We start from the raw sequence: 18,342 nt of genomic DNA on the forward strand, positions 1-18,342 counted from the left end.
TGTCCCGAGTCGGGAGGCCACCGTCACGGCCAGCCGCGACCGCTGGCTGGTGCTCACGGTGGTGTCCGGAGTCCGGAGGCCACTGCCACGGCCAGCCGCGACCGCTGGCTGGTGCTCAGGGTGGTGTCGGCGTCCCGGGGGCCACTGCCATGGCCAGCTGGGAGTGTCTGGCTGGTGCTCACGGTGGTGTCCCGAGCTCAGAGACCACCGCTACGGCCAGCTGGGACTGTATGGCTGGCGCTCGCGGTGGTGTGGGTGCTCCGGGGCCACCATCAGGGCGGCCGGGTGATGGGTCGTGCTGGGTGGTTGGGTCGGATGCGGAGGGTGGGGAATGCGGCGAAGGCGGTGGTGGCGCTGGCTGGCGTGGCTAGGGTGAGGGAATGCAGATTATTCGGCATAAATCGGTTAAAGCGGCACTAAGTATTCCGGTCGCTGTGGGGCTCTTCGCCGGGGTGGGGCTGACCGCGCTGACTCTCGACCTGGGGCGGACCCATCGGGCGGCCGCGGCGTCGACCCGGGCGCCGGCCAAGGACATCGCCATCGCTCAGCTGATGGCCGACGCGGCTGCGCCCTCGCTGCTGGTCACTGCCGCGTCGGCTGCTGACGGGCCGGCTGCTGGCGGGCCGGACACGCGGCGGCTCAAGGACGCTCTGCTGGTGCAGACCGACCTGCCGCACGGCTATGCGCCGGTGCCGGACGCGTTGAAGGCGTTCGCCGACACGGGCTCCACGATCGGCGCGTGCGACCACCCGGCCGGACCTGGCGCGAAGCCGGCTGTCAGCGGGCCGGCAGGGCCTGGCCAGGACCCGGCTGCCAGTGAGCCCGCCAAGCCTGGCCAGAAGCCGGCTGCCAGTGAGCCCGCCAAGCCTGGCCAGAAGCCGGCTGCCAGTGAGCCCGCCAAGCCTGGCCAGAAGCCGGCTGCGAGTGAGCCCGTCAAGCCTGGCGTGAGGCCCGGTGGCAGTGGGCCGGCCGGACCTGGGATGAAGCAGGTTGGAAGTGGGGCCGCTGGGGTTGGCTTGCCGGTGCAGGCCGAGCCGCGAATTGCGGTGTCTCCGACCGGGAAGCTGGAACCGACCGGAAGGCCGGAACCGACCGGAAGGCCGGAGCCGACCGGGAAGCCCGAGCCGACCGGGAAGCCGAAGCCGATCGGGAAGTCCGAGCCGACCGGGAAGTCCGAGCCGACCGGGAAGCCGGAGCCGACAGGGGAGCCGCAGCCGACCGGGAAGCCGGAGCCGGTCGGGGGGACCGTGCGGACCGCGTTCATGAAGGGGGCTAGCGGGCCGATCCTGATCGAGGCGCTCAACCCGGCCGGTGACCGCGCCGCCCGGGACATCGTCGCGCAGGTCGCCGGCTCGCCGCGCCGCTGTCCCACCTACGACCAGGGGACGCCCGGCTCGCCGGACGCGCTGCACATGACCACCCAGCCGCTCGGAGTGCCGCGGCTGGGCAGCGCGTCGGCGGGCGTGCGTTTCCAGGTCGACATGACCAGCCCCCTCGTCACGGTGCACGGAAAGATGGTCGTGGTCGCCGTCCGGGGCGTCGCGCTCACCATTCTGCTCGCCAATCTGGAGGAGCCGGACCAGCACGAACTCGAGGCGATCACGCGGTCCGCCGTACGCAAGCTCAAGCAACAGAAATAATCGCGGACCGCGAGTGAACGGCGGCGTCAGAGCGACGCCGCCAATTTCTGCAATGCCTCCTTCGCGCCTGAGGTGAGTGGTTCGCCGTGCCCGGGCAGAATCGCCTTGATGTCGAGGCCGGCCAGTTTCTTCACCGAGGCGATCGCGGCCGTCTCGTCCGCGGTGAACTGCGGGTCGGAGCCTTCCAAACCGTTTTGGGTACGCAGTGCGTCGCCGGCGACCAGCGTGCCGGTTGACGTGTCGAGGATCGAGATGTGCCCGGCCGTGTGCCCCGGCGTGTTGACCACCCGCAGCCCGAAGACGTCGTCGCCCTCGTCGAGCGGCTTGATGTCGGCGTCCGAGACGATGTTCCCGGCATCCCCCGCGCCGGCGTAGAAAGCGCTCTTGACCTGCGGGAATATCTCGTCCACGCTGCCCGCGTGATCCGGGTGGTAGTGCGTGATGATCACGTGCTTGACGGCGGCCCAGTCGGCGCCCGCCGCCTTCAGGCCGGTGTGGATCGACTCGGCGGAGCCGGGCGTGCCGGTGTCAATCACGGCCACCTCCTTGCCGCGGAGCAGCAGATAGGCCGAGACGAAGCCGAGATTGACGCGTTTCCAGCCGGCCGGGAAGGCATTATTCGCGGCGCTTCCCGCGCTGGCCGGCGCGTTCCCGGTCGGCGCCGCCTCCGACGGCGGTGCCGAGCTGGAACAGGCGGTGACGGTGTTGTAGACGGCGAGCCCGAGCACCCCGGCCCCGCTGGTGACGAAGAGACGTCTGCTGATCCGATGAGTGGTCATCTCTACTGCTTAGCGCAATCGCCCGGGAACCGGCAGCTATGCTTCGGCATTTACCTCTGCCTATAGTGCTGAGATGCCGGTCCAGCGCCTGGTGGGGCACCTGTGCGAGCTGGGATTCTCTCCGTACGAGGCACGCTGTTACGCCGGGCTGCTCGGCGCCGGCGCGCTGACCGGTTACGCGGTCGCCAAGCGCACCGGTGTTCCGCAACCCAAGGTGTACGAGACCCTGCGCCGCCTGGTCGCCCGCGGCGCCGCCGAGCAGTTCCCCGGCCCGCCGACCCGGTTCACCGCCGTCGACCCGAAGCTGGTGCTGGACCGGTTGGCCAGCGCTCATGCCGCCTCGATAGCGGGTGCGCGGGCGGCGGCCGCCGACGTGGACGGCACTACCTAAGATCGACAGCCGTGTCCGTGAGTCCGCTGGCGATCGTCGCCGCCCTGCTGCTTCTCGTCTATCTGGCCATCTTCGCGGCCCTGCACCTGACGTACACCGGGTACAGCGCGATCCGCAACGCGGTCAGCGACTACGGCGTCGGCCGCACCGCCGGCCAGTTCCGCGTCGCGGTGATCGCCAACAGCCTGGGCATCCTGGCCCTGACCGGGGCGCTGGCCGGGGAGTTCGGCCGCCGCCCGGTCGCCACCGCCGACTACGTGATCCTGCTGCTGATCCCGGTGACCCGGCTGGCGATGGCGTTCTTCCCCACCGACGTCCCGGGCGAGCGGGTGACCACCATCGGGCGGATCCACCTGCTGCTGGCGATCGCGTCGTTCACCTTCGTCTACCTGTCGGTGGCGAACCTGACGCCGTACCTGAGCGACATCGCCTCGGGGGTGACGGGTCACCTGCTGGTCGGCCTGCGGTGGCTCACGGCGGCCGGGCTGGCCGGGGTGGTGGTGACGATGGTGGTCCCGGCGCTGCGCCGGGTGTTCGGGCTGGCGGAGCGGATCTTCCTGCTCAGCAGCAACCTGTGGTTCTTCGTGGTCGCCCTGGAACTCGCGGTCCGCTGACCGCGGCCGGCCCGGCCGGGCGCGGGCCCCGTCGTCCGGGATCCGCGCACCGGACCTCGGTCAGGTGGCCGGGTGGGCGGAGCGTTCGGCGTCGGAGCGCTCGACGCAGAACTCGTTGCCCTCGGGGTCGGCGAGCACGACCCAGCCGGTGCCGTCCGGCCTGCGCTGGTCGGACACCAGGCGGGCGCCGGCGTCCCGGAGGCGGGCGACCTCCTCGTCGCGGGTGCGATCGGTGGGTTTGACGTCCACGTGCATCCGGTTCTTCACCGTCTTGGCGTCGGACACCCGGACGAAGAGCATCAGGGGGCCGGTGCCGGCCGGCGGGATCACGCAGGCCTCCGGATCGCCCGGTTGATCGTCATCGCTCAGCGGGTTGCCGGTGACCAGGCTCCAGAACCGCGCCAGGTCGTACGGGTCGCCGACGCAGTCGACGGTGATGTGGTTGACGACAGAAGTCACAGTCTCTCCAACGGCCGGCCGCTCGGGATCTGGAGAGTATCGAGGATCTTCACATCACAGGTTGGTGGGGCTGAAGTGCATGTAGTCCTTCAGTGAGTGCCACCGGCCACCCCAGGCGAAGCCGTTGGTGGTGAAGGCCAGTTCGGCGCCGTTGTCGTGGATCATGCCGGTGCGGTAGGGGAGGCGGGGGATCCAGGGTTCGCTGTGCGGCGGGTCCAGGTAGGTGCCGCGGATCATCGGGTTCTGGCGGGGGTTGACGTCGATGGCCAGGCCGTACGCGTGCTGGGACCACTTTGTCGTGCCGGCCACGTTGCGGCACTCGTAGCCGCTGGTCAGGACGGTGCGGTCGGGGAAGCTCAGGGCGGGGGCCATGCCCACGATCGGGAAGTGCCAGGCGTAGAGCAGGCCGAACGCGCGCTGGGTCGCCGGGACGATCGAGTGATGGACGATCAGGTTGCCGTCGCGGACCACGCCGTCGAAGTCCAGGTACTTCACCCAGACGCGGCGCAGGTCGGTGGCCGGGACCGGGCACTTCTTCAGCGGGTCGCCGTTCGCCTCGGTGGCGGTGACCGGCTCGACGCGGCTGGCCCAGGCCGGCCACTCGCGGCCGGTGCCGGACAGCAGGATCGCGGCGTCCGGGTGCGGCTCCTGGCCCGGGGAGAGGCCGTTCCAGCGGCGCAGGTCGGCGACCCGGAGATGGTAGTGGCCGGCGATCGTGGCCAGGGTGTCGCCAGGACGAACGATGTGCCCGGGCGGCAGCGGGGACGCGGTCCGGCCGGCCACCGCCGGTGCGAGAACGATGTGCGCGGGCGGCAGCGGGGTCGCGGCCCGGGCGGGTACCGCCGGTGTGAGCAGGAGGGCGGCGGCGAGCAGACGGGTCAGCACGAGATCAGGTTCCGGCTCGGGCGGCCGCCGCGCAGCCGAACGGCGGGAGTTCGACACGGACGGGGCGGGCCGGTCGCGTACGCGAGAACCGGGGTTGTGGTGAATGGTGGGACAACTCGGTGGCGGGAACGTTCAGGTTCCCGGGTATCCGGTCGATCAGCAAAGGTGCAGACAAGAACGGAATGAGTGCGTGCGGTGACGGATTTCCCCCAGGTGCGCCCCGACGGGCCACGCGCCGCCGAGCTGACCGGCCTCCAGGTCGTCGACGAGCTCGGCCGTGGCGCGTTCACCATGGTGCACCAGGTGCGGCGCGGCGGTCACGAGTACGCGCTGAAGCGGCCGCTCGCCGACGCCGGTGAGGCCGCCGAGATCCGTACCGCGTTCCAGCGTGAGGCCGCCCTGCTGGCCTGCATCGACGACCCCGGCGTGGTGGGCGTGCACGCGGTCGGCGAGGTGGACGGCGTGCCCGGCCTGGTGCTCGAGCACCTGTCCGGCGGCGCCCTCTCCGACCTGCTGCTCTACGGCGTGCTGAGCCAGGAGCGGACCGTCGAGCTGGCCGCCCAGCTGGCCCGTGGCCTGGCCGCCGCGCACCGGGTGGGCCTGGTGCACCGGGACATCAAGCCGGACAACATCATGATCGCCAAGGACGGCCGGGCCAAGCTGATCGACTTCGGTCTGGCGCAGCTCGGCCGGGACGCCGCCGACGAGTCCGAGCAGGCGGTCGGCACCTTTCTGTACGCCTCGCCGGAGCAGTCCGGGATGCTGCGCCGCCCGGTCGACGGCCGCTCCGACCTGTACTCGCTCGGCGTGGTGCTCTTCGAGTGCCTGACCGGGCGGCTGCCGTTCGAGGCCGACGACGTCGGCGAGCTGCTCCGCCTGCACCTGGCCGCCCCGGTCCCGGACCTCCGGGAGAGCCGGCCCGATATCGACCCGACGCTGGCCGCCGTGGTGCACCGGCTGCTCGCCAAGGACCCGGACGACCGCTACCAGGACGCCGTCGCGCTGCTCAGCGCGCTGCGGCACTGCCCGGGCGGCGCGGCCGCCGAGGAGCCTGCGGCCGGTCGCTGGCCGATGTGCGGCCGGGACACCGAGGCCGACCGGCTGGCCCGCCGCTGGGAACGTGCCCGGGCCGGGCTGGGTGGTGTCGTGGTGATCCACGGCGCGCCCGGATCCGGCCGGACCCGGCTCGCCGAGCACGCCGCCGGGCTGGTGAGCGCGGACGGCTGCCCGGTGCTCTGGGGTACCTGCCGCCCGGACGAGGCGGCCCCGCTCGCCGTCGTCCGCGAGGCCGTCCAGGCCTCGATGACCCGGGTGCACCGGCTGCCCGCCGAGGCCCGCGCGGTCGCCGAGAACAACATCGCTGAGGCGGCCGCGGCGGCCGGCGTCGCCCAGGTGATCAAGCTGTTCGGCGACTTGGGCCTGCTCACCGCGGCCGGCCCGGCCGCCGGAGGCGACGAGCACGTGTTCGCGGCCGGCGCGGCCTTCCTCGGCGAGCTGTCCCGTCGCGCGGACGGCATGATCCTGGTGATCGACGACGCCCACCTGGTCGACGCGGCGACCCGCCAGCTGCTCGCCGCGCTCGCCCCGGACCTGCCGCACCTGCCGCTGCTGGTGCTGCTGACCGACACCGGCGACGAGAGCGACCTGGACCTGGCGGTGCCCGGCACCCTGGAGCTGACCTGCACCCCGCTGCCGCCGCCGGTGGTGGCCGAGGTGGTCGCCTCCCGGCTGCCCGGTGCCGAGGTGCCGATCGAGCTGGCCCGGCACGTCACGGTCCGCACCGACGGCACCCCGCTGGCCGTCGTCAGCTACCTGATGCGGCTGCTCGACGCCGGCCTGCTCGGCCCGCTCTGGGGTACCTGGCGGCTGGACACCGCCGGCGCCGACGCGCTGCCCACTGCGGCCGGCATCCGGGACCTGCTCGCCGCCCGGCTGGACGGCCTGGCCGAGCCGATCCTGGAACGGCTGACCGCGGCCGCCGTGGCCGGTGTCCGGTTCCGGCCCGAGGGCCTGCCCGGCAGCACCGACGAGCAGACCCTGACGGCGCTGCGGGCCGGCCTGGACCGGCACGTGCTGGAGGTCCGCCCCGGCGGCTGGTACGCCTTCGTCCACCCCCAGCTGCGCGACAACCTCCTCGACCGGCTCGACGCCGAGCGGCTGCGCCAGTGCCACGCCAAGCTGGCCGCCGCCCTCGCCGAGCTGCCGCCGGAGCTGCGGGACGAGGCGCACGCGTACACCGTGGCCCGGCACTACCAGCGGGCCGGTGACGCCGCCCCGGCGGCCGAGCGGCGGCGCAGCGCGGCGGTGGCCGGTCTGCAGGCCCTCGCCGACCAGGCGCCCGGCGACGCGATCGAGTACCTGACCGCCGCGATCGACGACGACCCGGCGCCGGGCACTGCGCTGCTGCACCCGCTCGCCCAGGCCTACCTGCGGGCCGGGCGGGTCGCGCAGGCGGACGAGGTCCTCGAGCGCGCTCTCGCCACCGAGACGGACCGGTTGCAGCGCGCCCGCCTGTACACCACCCGGATCGAGCTGCACCACACCGTCTGGAACGACGCCCAGGCCCTCGAAGCGAGCCGGAACGCGCTGACCGAGCTGGGCCGGCCGCTGCCCGCCAACGGGCTGCTCCTGATCCTGTCCACGCTGGCGTACGCGTTCGCGGGCGGCTTCGTCAGGCGTACCCGGCTCGGCTTCGGCACCGCCGCGGGCCAGCGGCGGGAGACGCTCACGGTGCTGACCGCGGTGCTGGACGCCGGTGGCTACGCCGCCCTGGTCGGTATGCGCCTGCGGGATGGCATCGTGCTGGCGATGCGCGCGCTGTGGGCGGTGAACCGGCTCGGCCCCAGCCGCGAATACGCCCACGTGTACGCGCTGATCGGCTACGTCACCTCGGTGGTCAAACTGCACGGCGTCGGGACGCGGTGCCTGCGCCGCGCCGCCCGGATCGCCACCGAGCTGGACGATCCCGCGCTGATCGCCTACATCGAGTGGATCCACGGCTGCGCGATGCTGTTCGGTGGGTACGACGACGGCTCCACCTGGGAAAAGACGATCACCAAGAACGCCCGCTGGTACGAGCCGGCGCAGACCCTGCCCGGGCACGCCTCCCAGGGGCTGCGCCTGCTGCTGCGCGGCTACACCGCGGAGGCCGAGCGGGAGTACGAGCGGGGCCTGCGCGCGCTGGCCGACCCGGCCCAGGCGATGGGCACCTCGCTCGGCATGCTGGGCGTGATGGTCCCGGCCTACCAGGGCCGGACCGGCGAGGCCGCGACCGCTCTGCAGAAGATGCGTGAGGCTTTCCCGCCCGGTACCGGCACCCGGGTGCAGCGGGCCAACATCCTCACCGCCGCCGCCTGCGCGCTGCTCGAACAGGGCGAGGTCGGCGAGCCGTTCGACCAGGTGATGGCCGAGTTCCGGGACCTCGGGCTGCGGCGCGGTGACATGATGGCCCAGCACAAGTGGATCTTCGTGTTCCACAGCCACGCCAAACTGATCCGGCTGCGCTTCAGCACCGACGAGGAGCGGGCCGCCCGGCGGGCCGACGCCGCCGCGGCGATCCGGGAACTCGGCCGGGCCGGTGGCACCCCGCTGACCCGGCTGGTCCACGCGATGTGCAAGGCCTCGTTCAGCCAGATCAACGGCGACCACGAGCGCAGCATCAAGCTGGCCGACGAGGCGGAGAAGGTGGCCCGGGCGCTGGACGCCCCGCTGGCCCAGTGCGAGCTGTACCGGATCCGGGCTCGCGCGATGCGTGCCCTGGGCCAGATCCACGAGTCCGAGCGGCAGGCCCGCGCCGCCCTCACCCTGACGGCGTTCTACGGCTGGGAGCCGCGCCGGCGACAGACCCGTACCGAGTTCGGCGTGGACGAGGGGGCGAGCACCCACCGGCGTACGGTCGCGGATCGCCGCGGCGGCGCGGCCGGTAGCGGCCGCAACCGCCGGCTGGAGGCGTTGCAGCAGGTCAGCACCGCCGCCGCCACGGTGCTCGACCCGCAGCAGCTGGCCCAGGTCGCGCTCGACGAGACGCTGCGCATCCTGGGCGCCGAACGGGCGCTGTTCTTCCTGCTCGACGAGGCCGGCGAGCCGGTCCGGTTCGCCGGGCGGGACGCCGACGGCGAACTCACCGACACCACCGGGTACGGCGCCACGCTGGTCCGCCGGGTCGCCGAGTCCGGCGAGGCGGTGGTGGTCACCGGCACCGAGCAGGGCGCCGCGCTCGGCTCGCGCAGCGCGGTGCAGCACGGGCTGCGCAGCATCCTGGTCGCCCCGGTGCAGTTCAAGGGCCGGCTGATCGGCGTGGTCTACCTGGACAGCCGGCTCGCCCGAGGGATCTTCACCGACGACGACGTCGAGGTGCTCACCGCGGTCAGCAGCCACGTCGCGGTCTCCCTGGAGACCGCCCGGGCCGCCCAGCTGCACCTGGCCGTGCAAGCCGCCCAGCAGCAGCAGGCGCTCGCCGAGATGCTGCGGGCCAGCCTGGCCGAGCTGACCGGGATCCTGGAACCGGACCGGCTGCTGCGCCGGCTCAGCGGCACCCTGCAGACCTCGCTCGGCGCCGAGTCCGGCTGCCTGGTCACCCCGGACGGCGAGGTGCTGGAACCGGAGGAGGTGGCCGGGGCGCGGCTCACCACGGAGGAGACCGCGCTGCTCGGCGGCCTGTCCGAGCCGGCCCTGCTGGACCCGGCCGGCACCGGCGGGCTGCGGGAGCGGCTACTGGCCGGCTATCCGGTGGCGCTCGCGGTGCCGCTGGACGGCCGGGACGGGCGGGCCGGGGTGGCGCTGCTCGGCGGCGTCACGCTCGACGACACCAGCCGGCAGGTGGCGGCGGCGCTCTCCTCGCAGGGGATGACCGCGTACGACAACGCCCGCCTGTTCACCAGGGTGCAGGAGCTGGCCACCACCGACGAGCTGACCGGGCAGCACAACCGGCGGCACTTCTACGCCGTGGCCGGGGCGCTGGTGCAGGCCGCCGCGCGCAACCGGCGCCCGCTCGCCGCCGCGATGCTGGACATCGACAAGTTCAAGAGCGTCAACGACACGTACGGGCACGGCGTGGGCGACGAGGTGATCCGTACCGTGGCCCGGCGGATCCGGGCCGTCCTGCGGCACTCCGACGTGCTCGGCAGGTACGGCGGCGAGGAGTTCGCGATCGTGCTGCCCGACCACGAGGGCGAGGCGATCGAGCTGGCCGAGCGGGTCCGTGTCGCGGTCGGCGGCGAGCCGGTCAAGACCCAGGCGGGACCTCTTCCTGTCACCATCAGCATCGGCCTGACCCGACTGGGTGATGGCGACGCCGCCCTGGACGACCTTCTGGCCCGCGCGGATCACGCCCTCTACCGGGCAAAGGAAGCGGGCCGCAACCGGGTGATGGCCGACTGAGCCGAGGATGCGCAGGTGAAGGGGGTCGCGAGGCATCGACGTGACCCCTTATCATCTGTGCGCCCTTCCTTGATCACGAGGTATGCCGTTGCGAAACTTCTCCGTGCCAGAGCGGATCGGTGGCTTCGGCGTGCTCGCGGCCGGCTTGGCCGTGGTGTGGCCCGCCGTCACGACCAGCAGCGGGGTGGGCCTGCCCTGCCCGTTGCGGACGCTGACCGGCGTGCCGTGCCCGGCGTGCGGCTTGACCACCGCGGCGGTCGCGCTCGTGCGTGGCCAGGCCGCGGCGGCCTTCCACGCGAACCCCGTGATCTTCGGTCTGGCGGCTCTCGCGGTCGCCGTCGGCCCGCTCGTGGCGTTCCGCGCCGCGGGTGTGCTGGCCCCACCGAGGCCGTTGTCGTCCGCCGGGCGGCGACGGATGGGATGGTGGGCCGGACTGCTGGCGACGGCGAGCTGGCTCTTCCAACTGCACCGGCTCGGCGTGAGCTGGGCCTGATAAAAGGACTTCGACATGTCATACCCTCCCCCCAACGACCCTTACGGTCAGGGCCAGCAGCCGCCTTACGGCCAGGGTGAGCAGCCGCAGTACGGGCAGCAGCCGCAGCAGCCGTACGGCCAGCCGCAGTACGGGCAGCCCCAGCAGCCCTATGGCCAGCCGCAGCAGCCGTACGGCCAGCCCGCTCCGGGTTACGGCCAGCCGGCTTACGGCGCGCCCGGCTACGGCCCCGGCATGCCGGTCGGTTACGCGAGCTGGATCGCCCGGGTCGGCTCCTACCTCATCGACGGCCTGGTCACCGTCCCGTTCACGATCCTGGCCGTGACCATCGGCCAGGGCAAGGACGAGTACGGCCTGCCCACGGTCAACGCGGCGTACTACATCTTCCTGCTGCTCGGCATCGTCGCCTCCGGCTACAACCGGTGGTACCTGGCCGGCACCACCGGCCAGAGCTGGGGCAAGAAGGCCCTCGGCCAGAAGCTGGTCGACCAGAACACCGGCCAGACCATCGGTGCCGGCAAGGCGTTCCTGCGTGACCTCGCGCACGTCGTCGACGTCATCACCTGCTACATCGGCTTCCTGTGGCCGCTGTGGGACGAGAAGAAGCAGACCCTGTCCGACAAGATCTGCAGCACGGTCGTCGTTCGCTGACGTTCCGCGTCGAAGCCCCGCCGGTGCGCGCACCGGCGGGGCTTTTCCGTACGGCGGCGGTAGGTTGGCCGGATGCGGGACTTGTTGCGGCCGATAGTGGTCGCGCCGATGGCGGGCGGTCCGTCCACCGCCGACCTGGTCATCGCCGCCGGCCAGGCCGGCGCGCTCGGCTTCCTCGCCGCCGGCTACAAGACCCCGGAGGCTGTCGAGGCCGAGGTCCGCTCGGTGCGAGGTGCCTGTTCGGGGTACGGGGTGAACCTCTTCGTCCCGCTGCCACCGCCCCCTGACGTGGCGGCCGTCGAGCGGTACCGGGAGGCGTTGCGTCCCGAGGCGGAGCGGTACGGGGTGGACCTGCCGCCGGTCCGGCTGACCGACGACGACCACTTCGCCTCGAAGGTGGAGATCGCTGTGGAGTACCGGGTTCCGCTGGTCAGCTTCACCTTCGGGGTGCCACCGGTGGAAGCGGTGCGGGCCTTGCGGGCGGCCGGATCGGCGGTTCTGATCACGGTGACGAGTGGTGAGGAGGCGCGCCGGGCGCTTGCCGTCGAGCCGGACGGGCTGATCGCTCAGGGCGGCGAGGCGGGCGGGCACTCCGCGACGTTCAGCCCGGCGGCCTATCGCGGCGACCGTGGCGTGCGGGCGGTGCTGGCCGAGGTGCTGACGGTCACCGACCTGCCGGTGATCGCGGCCGGTGGCGCGGGTGCCCGCGGCGCCGTCCCCGGCCTGCTGGCGGCGGGCGCCGCGGCGGTTCAGTGCGGCACCGCCTTCGTTCTCGCGGACGAGGCCGGCACCCGGCCGGCCCAGCGTGCCGCCATGCTCTCGGGTGAGCCCGCGGAGACCGTGGTGACCAGGGCGTTCACCGGGCAGCCGGCGCGGGCCCTGCGGAACCGTTTCGTGGCCGCGTACTCTTCGCTGGCGCCGGTCGGTTATCCGGCGATCCACCACCTGACCGCTCCGATCCGGGCGGCCGCGGCGCGCCTCGGTGACGCCTCCGCCCTCAACCTCTGGGCCGGCGTGGGCCACGCCGGCGCCCATGCGGCTCCCGTCGCGACCCTGGTCGACCGTCTCCAGGAGTGATCCCGCGCCGGCCTGTCTCGCTCCCTTTGCCGCTCGACTGCCGGGGGCTGGGCAGCCGTTCGATCGTCGGGCCGGACCCACCCCGGCGCCCCGCATGCCGTGCCCTGCATGCCGTGCCCTGCATGCCGCGCCCCGCATGCCGCGCCGCGCACGCCGCGCCCCGCATGCCGCGCCGCGCAGGCCGGGCTCCGCGAAGGCCCGCCCTTCTTGATCGGTGACTCAATATTGCGGCCGCTGGATGAAAATGAACTACATTAACGGTCGTTAATACTTAACATATTGTTCTCTCCGGGGTGCGATATTCTTCCCGGGTTTCGGTGTAGGTTCGATTCGTGTCGAGATGGGCCGGGCGGATGAAGAACCGTTCGCCGGTGATCTGCATCAGCGTCGCGGGAGATCCTCGCGGCGATTCAGAAAAGGATCTGTGAAATGCGTAGTGCGCTGCTTGCCGCCGTCATCCCGGCCGTGCTCGTTCCCGGTGTGGCACAGGCCGCGCCGTGTCCCACGACCGACGTGCTGGGGACCTATGCGTTCGGACGTGCCGCGGCCATCGGTGCCGCCGGTGAGGCGGCCGGGCTCTGGTCGGACCCGGCGATCCAATCCGGCATCGCCGGTGACGACCTGGTCATCACCTATACCCCGCGCTACACGCCGTTCGCCACCGAGCGTCAGGTCTACACCGCGCTGTACAACGAGGTGGCCTACCCGGATGCCGAGTGCGACCGGGTCGGCGCCGACGGCGTGGCCAAGCACGTCTGGGTCTCCTACCGCTGCCGCACCGGCGTGGCGCCGAACTACACGCTGCTGGTCCGCTGACGCGCACCGGCGTGCCGCGGAACCGCACACCCCAGGCCCGCTGACGCACCGGCGTGCCGCGGAACCGCACACCCCAGGCCCGCTGACGCACCGGCGTGCCGCCGAACTGAACACTTCTGATCCGCTGACGCCACCGTTCGCGGATCGGCCCGCCGTGCCCGTCATTCCGTGTGCCGTTTTACCGCGGGGCCTCGGAAAGCGTTGTGATATCACGCCTTCCGAGGGGTTTCGGGTGCGAAGGGCTCGATGAGCTTTGCTGGGGGGAAGCCCGGTTTCCGTCGCCGCGAGGGGCGGCGGAAACCGGGCATCTAATCGTTTGCGGGAGAGGGCCGGCCGATTTCCGCAAGGCCCGGTGGCCGGAATGAGACCGATGCGGCGAGCGGCCGCCCGCCCCGGACGACGGGGGAGCGGCCGTCCGGCCCGTGGACGACGGGGAGCGTCCGCCCGCCCCCGGACGACGGGGAGCGTCCGCCCGCCCCCGGACGACGGGGAGCGTCTGCCTGCCCCCGGACGATGGGGGAGCGGCCGCCCGGCCCCGGACCGCCGGTAGGACCGGTCGTCCCGGGTGCCGGCTATCCGGCGGGAACCACCCGTCCGGTCACCTCACCGAAGGAGAGCCGGGAGCCGTCCGGCGCCGGAGCCGTCGCGGTGATGGTGACCTCGTCGCCGTCCTCCAGGAACGAGCGGGTGGAGCCGTCGGGAAGCTTGAGCGGCTCCTGACCGTTCCAGGACAGCTCGATCAGGGAACCCCGCGAGTCCGGGGTGCTGCCGCTGACGGTGCCGGAGGCGTAGAGGTCACCGGTGCGCAGGGCGGCGCCGTTGACGGTCATGTGGGCCAACTGCTGGGCCGCGGTCCAGTACATCCCGGCGAACGGCGGGCGGCTGATCACGGTGCCGTTCAGCCGGACCTCCAGGGAGAGGTCGAGGCCCCACGGCTGGTCACCGTCGGCGAGGTACGGCAGCAGCGGTTCGTCGCGGGCGGGCGGCTCGACGCGGGCGGCGGACAGCGCGGCCAGCGGCACCACCCACGGGGACACCGAGGTGAGGAAGGACTTGCCCAGGAACGGGCCGAGGGGAACGTACTCCCAGGCCTGGAGATCGCGGGCGGACCAGTCGTTGACCAGGCAGACCCCGAAGACGTACGACGGGAAGTCCCGGGCGGCGACCGCGGTGCCGAGCGCGGACGGCATGCCGACGACGAAGCCCACCTCGGCCTCGATGTCGAGCCGGCGGGACGGGCCGAAGACCGGCGGCTCGTCGGGGCGGCGGGACTGGCCCCGCGGGCGAACCACCGGCGTGCCGGAGAGCCGGACGGTCCCGGAGCGGCCGTGGTAGCCGATCGGTAGGTGCGTCCAGTTCGGGGTGAGCGGCGGCGAGCCGGGCCGGAACATCCGGCCCAGGTTCTCCGCGTGGTCCCGGGAACTGTAGAAGTCGACGTAGTCGGCGACCTCGATCGGCATGCGCATGGTGACCGAGGAGCGCGGGATGAGGTGTGGTGTCACCCGCTCCCGATGGGCCGGATCGGTCAGCCAGGCGGTGATCATCGCCCGGGTGGCGGCCCAGGACTCCGGGCCCTGTGCCATGAACGCGTTCAGTGAGCCGGTGGCGTGCACCGGGTCCCCGGTCAGCCCGGCCAGGTCCAGTACGTGATCACCGATCGCCACGCCGGTGCGCGCCGCCTCCGACGTCGCCGATCCGGGGGCGGCCGGAGCCGTGGTGAAGATGCCGTAGGGCAGGTTGGCCAGGCCGAAGCCGGTGTCCGAGGGCAGGTCGAGCCAGGTCATGGGGTGATTGTCTCCGGAAGCAGGCCGAGGTGGACGAGATCGTGGATCGGGTCGCCGATGTCGCAGGTGCCGAACGAGGTGAAGACCGCGCGGGCCCGGCGGGCCCGGGCCGGGGACCAGGTCAGCAGCTCGGCCGCGATCTCCGCGGCGTCGGTGCGGGCCAGGTGTTCGGCGGCGCGGGACGGTTCGTCGGCGGCGAGTAGGACGTTCAGGAAGCCGTGATGGTGGAAACCGGTCACCGGGTCGGTGTGCCGGATGGCGTGATGCAGGCCTGCCGTGCACTTGAACGCGATGCCCCGGTCGACGCACGCCCGGATCGTCGCGGCGAGCTCGGCGATCGGCGGGAACAGGTCGGCGCGCACCCCGCCGGTGCGGAGTTTGGCCCGGCAGCCGGTGCCGGCCAGCGCGTCGAGCACCTCGTCACGCGCTGCGGTGCGCGGCACCTCCACCGCCACGGGCAGGCCGGGCGGAAGGCAGTCGGCTGCCGTGCGTACCGTCAATCGCGCCTGCGCGGCATCGACCGCGACGGTGGCCTCGACCGCGGCCAGGCGCAATCCCGGGTCCCGCGCGATCGTGCCGGCCGCGGCCGGCAGATCGGCGGCGGCGGCGATCAGCGCGAGGTCGAGCGGTGGTCCGGACCGATCGAGGTGTACGCCCACCTCGCCCAGCCTGGCCGCCGGCAGCACGAACGGACCCGCCAGAGTGCCGCGCCGCCGCAGGAAGGCCGGCACGGCCGTGGCCATCGTCGCGTTCCCCGGTGGGAAGAGCGCCGCGTCGTCGAAGAAGCGCGTGAACAGCTCGCCCGTGGCCGCCGGGGGACGCGTGGCGGGATCGGGCTGGGCGTGCGGGGCGGTCATGCGGCGGGGCCGCGGCCGGACCAGGACCAGGCGTAGCGGCCGTCGTCGGCGGCCAGGCCGGCCTCGCCCAGGTCGAGCGGGCGGAATGTGTCCACCATGACGGCGGTCTCGTCGAAGAACTCGACGCCGAGGGAGCGCTCGACGGCGCCGGGCTGCGGGCCGTGCGAGTGGCCGCCGGGGTGCAGCGAGATCGAGCCCTTGCCGATCCCGGAGCCCTTGCGCGCCTCGTAGTCCCCGTCCACGTAGAACATCACCTCGTCCGAGTCGACGTTCGAGTGGTAGTAGGGCACCGGCACGGCGAGCGGGTGGTAGTCGACCTTGCGGGGCACGAAGTTGCAGATCACGAAGTTGTTGCCCTCGAAGACCTGGTGCACCGGCGGCGGCTGGTGCACGCGACCGGTGATCGGCTCGAAGTCGGCGATGTTGAACGCGTACGGGTACAGGCAGCCGTCCCACCCGACCACGTCGAACGGGTGCTCCGGCACGACGTGGATCGACCCGCCGCCGCGGTGCTTGATGTAGACCTCGACGTCGGTGCCCTCGGCCAGCATCGGCTCGACCGGCCCGCGCAGGTCGCGCTCGCAGTACGGCGCGTGCTCCAGGAACTGCCCGTAACGGGAGAGGTACCGTTTCGGCGGCGCGATGTGCGAGCTCGCCTCGATCGCGTAGACGCGCAGCGGCTCGGGGCCGGTCGGGATCCACCGGTGCGTGGTGGTCCGCGGGATGATCACGTAGTCGCCCTGGCCGACGGTGAGCGCACCGAACACCGTCTCCACGGTGGCGGCGCCCCGCTCGACGTAGACGCACTCGTCGCCCGTCGCGTTGCGGTAATAGGGCGACGGCTCGGTGGCGACCGCGTAGCGGATCCGGACGTCCGCGTTGCCCAGGACCAGGCGACGCGAGGTGACCGGGTCGGCCTCCTTGTAGACCAAATCGTGCAGTTTCAGGTGCCGCGGGACCAGCGGGAGGTTCGGGGTCAGGGTCTGGTCGGGGAGCTCCCACGGCCGGGCGTCGACGATCGCCGAGGGGATGCCGCGGTGGTAGAGCAACGACGAGTCGGAGGAGAATCCCTCCTCGCCGACCAACTCCTCGGCGTACAGCCCGCCGTCGGGACGACGGTGCTGGGTGTGCCGCTTCGGCGGGATGCTGCCCACCTGCCGGTAGAACGTCACGCTTTCGACCTCCAGAGGTTCCTGCGGACCACCTCGGCGGATCTCGCCGCAGTGGTCCAGGACCACACAGCCGTCACCAGGGGTGGTGGTGGCGACTCCATGTGCTACGGAATTTACGGAGCCGTAACAGGGCGCACAAGGGGACGCACCAATTCGCCCCCGGCGACCGGGCCGGTAGCCTGGCCGCTTGCGTGGTGCCTCCGGGAGCGCCCCGCTAGCCGGCCCGCGGCACGCACGGAGCGCTCGAGGAGGAGACCGTGCCGAAGATCGTTGATCACGACCAGCGGCGTTCCGAGATCGTCGAGGCCTTTCTCACGGTGGTGGCCCGGGACGGGCTGTCCGCCGCCACCACCCGGGCGATAGCCGCCGAGCTGAACATCGGTACCGGCGGGCTGTGGCACTACTTCGACGGGTTCGACGAGGTGGCGGCCGGGGCGTACCAGCGGATCACCGAGCGGACCAACGATCGGATCACCGCCGCCACGGCCGGGCTGCGCGGGCTTGACGCGTTCTACGCGATGATCCGGGAGATCCTGCCGCTGACCAAGGAGACGCTCGACGAGGCGCACGTGGTGGTCGGCTTCTGGGGCCGGCTGGCCGCCAACGCCAAGATCGAGGAGACCCAGGAGGACCTCGGGGACCACTGGGGCGGGCTGATCGCCGGGTTCTTCACCGAGGCGATCGAGGACGGGATCCTGGACCCGGCGACACCGATCCCGGACGTGATCGACGTGCTGCTCACCATCTGCCTCGGACAGCAGGTGAACGCCGTCATGGCGTCCCCGATGGTCGACCCCGGCCGGCAACTCGCCATGATCGACCACTGCCTGCGCCCGTGGCGCCGTTAGCCCCGGCGGTCGCTTCCGGCGGCGGCCTGATGTCAACCCCATTTCCGGTACGACTCGGAGTCCCGTGGCGGTCGGCTCGCGAGGCCCGCCTCCCCGCCCGGCCGCGACGCGTGTCGTGCGGGTCCGCCGGCCGTCCCGGTCAGATCCGACGACCGCGGTGCCGGTGCGGCCCGTCGGCACGATCGCCCGTCCCGCGGGGTGACTGGCGGTCCACCGCCGCGCGCGGATCCGACCTGCGACGGTTGGCATATTCGACCTCCGCGGAGACCGTGAGCGGCGGCGGACCCGCACGACGCGCGCCGCGGTCCGGAGTGGGGTCGGCCTCGCGCACTGACCAGGCACGGTGCGACAAGTCGTACAAAATCGGTTTTTAAGAGAAGGCGGCCCTCAGGCGCGTGGCGGACGGTGAGCGGGCTGGTCGTGCGAGGACCCGCAGCGGGCTGGCGGGTGGAAGCGGCCGGTCGTGCGAGGACCCGCAGCGGGCTGGCGGGCGGAAG

The 18,342-nt window shown here is 72.5% G+C and carries 15 protein-coding genes; 9 read left to right on the forward strand and 6 right to left on the reverse strand.

Going from position 1 to position 18,342, the window contains the following annotated elements:
- Positions 1 to 380: 380 nt before the first annotated feature.
- Positions 381 to 1,640, forward strand: a complete 1,260-nt coding sequence (locus Actob_RS10310) for a hypothetical protein (RefSeq protein ID WP_284919843.1) — start codon at positions 381 to 383, stop codon at positions 1,638 to 1,640.
- Between the two features lie 26 nt (positions 1,641 to 1,666).
- Here Actob_RS10310 and Actob_RS10315 read toward each other — a convergent pair whose 3' ends face one another.
- Positions 1,667 to 2,368, reverse strand: coding sequence for an MBL fold metallo-hydrolase (locus tag Actob_RS10315; RefSeq protein WP_284919844.1), 702 nt, complete (start codon positions 2,366 to 2,368; stop codon positions 1,667 to 1,669).
- A gap of 124 nt (positions 2,369 to 2,492) precedes the next feature.
- On the opposite strand from Actob_RS10315, the gene Actob_RS10320 reads away from it, so the two are divergent.
- Both Actob_RS10320 and Actob_RS10325 read left to right on the forward strand, forming a co-directional pair.
- Positions 2,493 to 2,810, forward strand: a complete 318-nt coding sequence (locus Actob_RS10320; RefSeq protein WP_284919845.1) for a TrmB family transcriptional regulator — start codon at positions 2,493 to 2,495, stop codon at positions 2,808 to 2,810.
- Positions 2,811 to 2,821: 11 nt separating this feature from the next.
- Entirely contained in the window at positions 2,822 to 3,424 is a 603-nt protein-coding gene (locus Actob_RS10325) for a DUF998 domain-containing protein (RefSeq protein WP_284919846.1), read from the forward strand.
- A 60-nt stretch (positions 3,425 to 3,484) separates the two neighbouring features.
- Here Actob_RS10325 and Actob_RS10330 read toward each other — a convergent pair whose 3' ends face one another.
- Both Actob_RS10330 and Actob_RS10335 read right to left on the reverse strand, forming a co-directional pair.
- A complete protein-coding gene (locus tag Actob_RS10330) occupies positions 3,485 to 3,883 on the reverse strand; it encodes a VOC family protein (RefSeq protein WP_284919847.1) in 399 nt (132 codons plus the stop codon).
- 54 nt (positions 3,884 to 3,937) lie between these two features.
- Positions 3,938 to 4,768: a M15 family metallopeptidase gene (locus Actob_RS10335; RefSeq protein ID WP_284919848.1), complete on the reverse strand. Its 831-nt coding sequence runs from the start codon at positions 4,766 to 4,768 to the stop codon at positions 3,938 to 3,940.
- A 195-nt stretch (positions 4,769 to 4,963) separates the two neighbouring features.
- On the opposite strand from Actob_RS10335, the gene Actob_RS10340 reads away from it, so the two are divergent.
- From Actob_RS10340 to Actob_RS10360, 5 genes are all read left to right on the forward strand, one after another.
- Positions 4,964 to 10,147, forward strand: coding sequence for a diguanylate cyclase (locus Actob_RS10340; protein WP_284919849.1), 5,184 nt, complete (start codon positions 4,964 to 4,966; stop codon positions 10,145 to 10,147).
- Positions 10,148 to 10,229: 82 nt separating this feature from the next.
- Positions 10,230 to 10,640 carry a DUF2752 domain-containing protein gene (locus tag Actob_RS10345; RefSeq protein ID WP_284919850.1) on the forward strand — a complete coding sequence of 137 codons (411 nt, stop codon included), beginning with the start codon at positions 10,230 to 10,232 and terminating at the stop codon, positions 10,638 to 10,640.
- Positions 10,641 to 10,655: 15 nt separating this feature from the next.
- Complete coding sequence (locus Actob_RS10350; protein ID WP_284919851.1) at positions 10,656 to 11,291, forward strand: RDD family protein; 636 nt, start codon at positions 10,656 to 10,658, stop codon at positions 11,289 to 11,291.
- 72 nt (positions 11,292 to 11,363) lie between these two features.
- On the forward strand, positions 11,364 to 12,368 hold the full coding sequence (locus tag Actob_RS10355) for a nitronate monooxygenase (RefSeq protein WP_284919852.1): 1,005 nt from the start codon (positions 11,364 to 11,366) through the stop codon (positions 12,366 to 12,368).
- A gap of 429 nt (positions 12,369 to 12,797) precedes the next feature.
- A complete protein-coding gene (locus tag Actob_RS10360; protein ID WP_284919853.1) occupies positions 12,798 to 13,184 on the forward strand; it encodes a hypothetical protein in 387 nt (128 codons plus the stop codon).
- A gap of 572 nt (positions 13,185 to 13,756) precedes the next feature.
- Here Actob_RS10360 and fahA read toward each other — a convergent pair.
- Genes fahA through Actob_RS10375 form a run of 3 tightly spaced genes read right to left on the reverse strand, consistent with a single transcriptional unit; the run spans position 13,757 to position 16,997 of the window.
- Positions 13,757 to 14,968, reverse strand: coding sequence for a fumarylacetoacetase (gene fahA, locus Actob_RS10365; protein WP_284919854.1), 1,212 nt, complete (start codon positions 14,966 to 14,968; stop codon positions 13,757 to 13,759).
- Positions 14,965 to 15,825: a hypothetical protein gene (locus Actob_RS10370; protein ID WP_284919855.1), complete on the reverse strand. Its 861-nt coding sequence runs from the start codon at positions 15,823 to 15,825 to the stop codon at positions 14,965 to 14,967. Before Actob_RS10370 ends, fahA begins: the two co-directional genes overlap by 4 nt.
- Positions 15,822 to 16,997: a homogentisate 1,2-dioxygenase gene (locus Actob_RS10375; protein WP_284919856.1), complete on the reverse strand. Its 1,176-nt coding sequence runs from the start codon at positions 16,995 to 16,997 to the stop codon at positions 15,822 to 15,824. The genes Actob_RS10370 and Actob_RS10375 overlap by 4 nt, the downstream gene beginning before the upstream one ends.
- Before the next feature lie 257 nt (positions 16,998 to 17,254).
- On the opposite strand from Actob_RS10375, the gene Actob_RS10380 reads away from it, so the two are divergent.
- The gene (locus tag Actob_RS10380) at positions 17,255 to 17,845 is read left to right on the forward strand and encodes a TetR/AcrR family transcriptional regulator (RefSeq protein WP_284919857.1); all 591 of its coding nucleotides are present in this window, start codon (positions 17,255 to 17,257) and stop codon (positions 17,843 to 17,845) included.
- Positions 17,846 to 18,342: the final 497 nt, after the last annotated feature.

Source organism: Actinoplanes oblitus, from assembly GCF_030252345.1.
GTDB classification, from domain to species: Bacteria; Actinomycetota; Actinomycetes; order Mycobacteriales; family Micromonosporaceae; genus Actinoplanes; species Actinoplanes oblitus.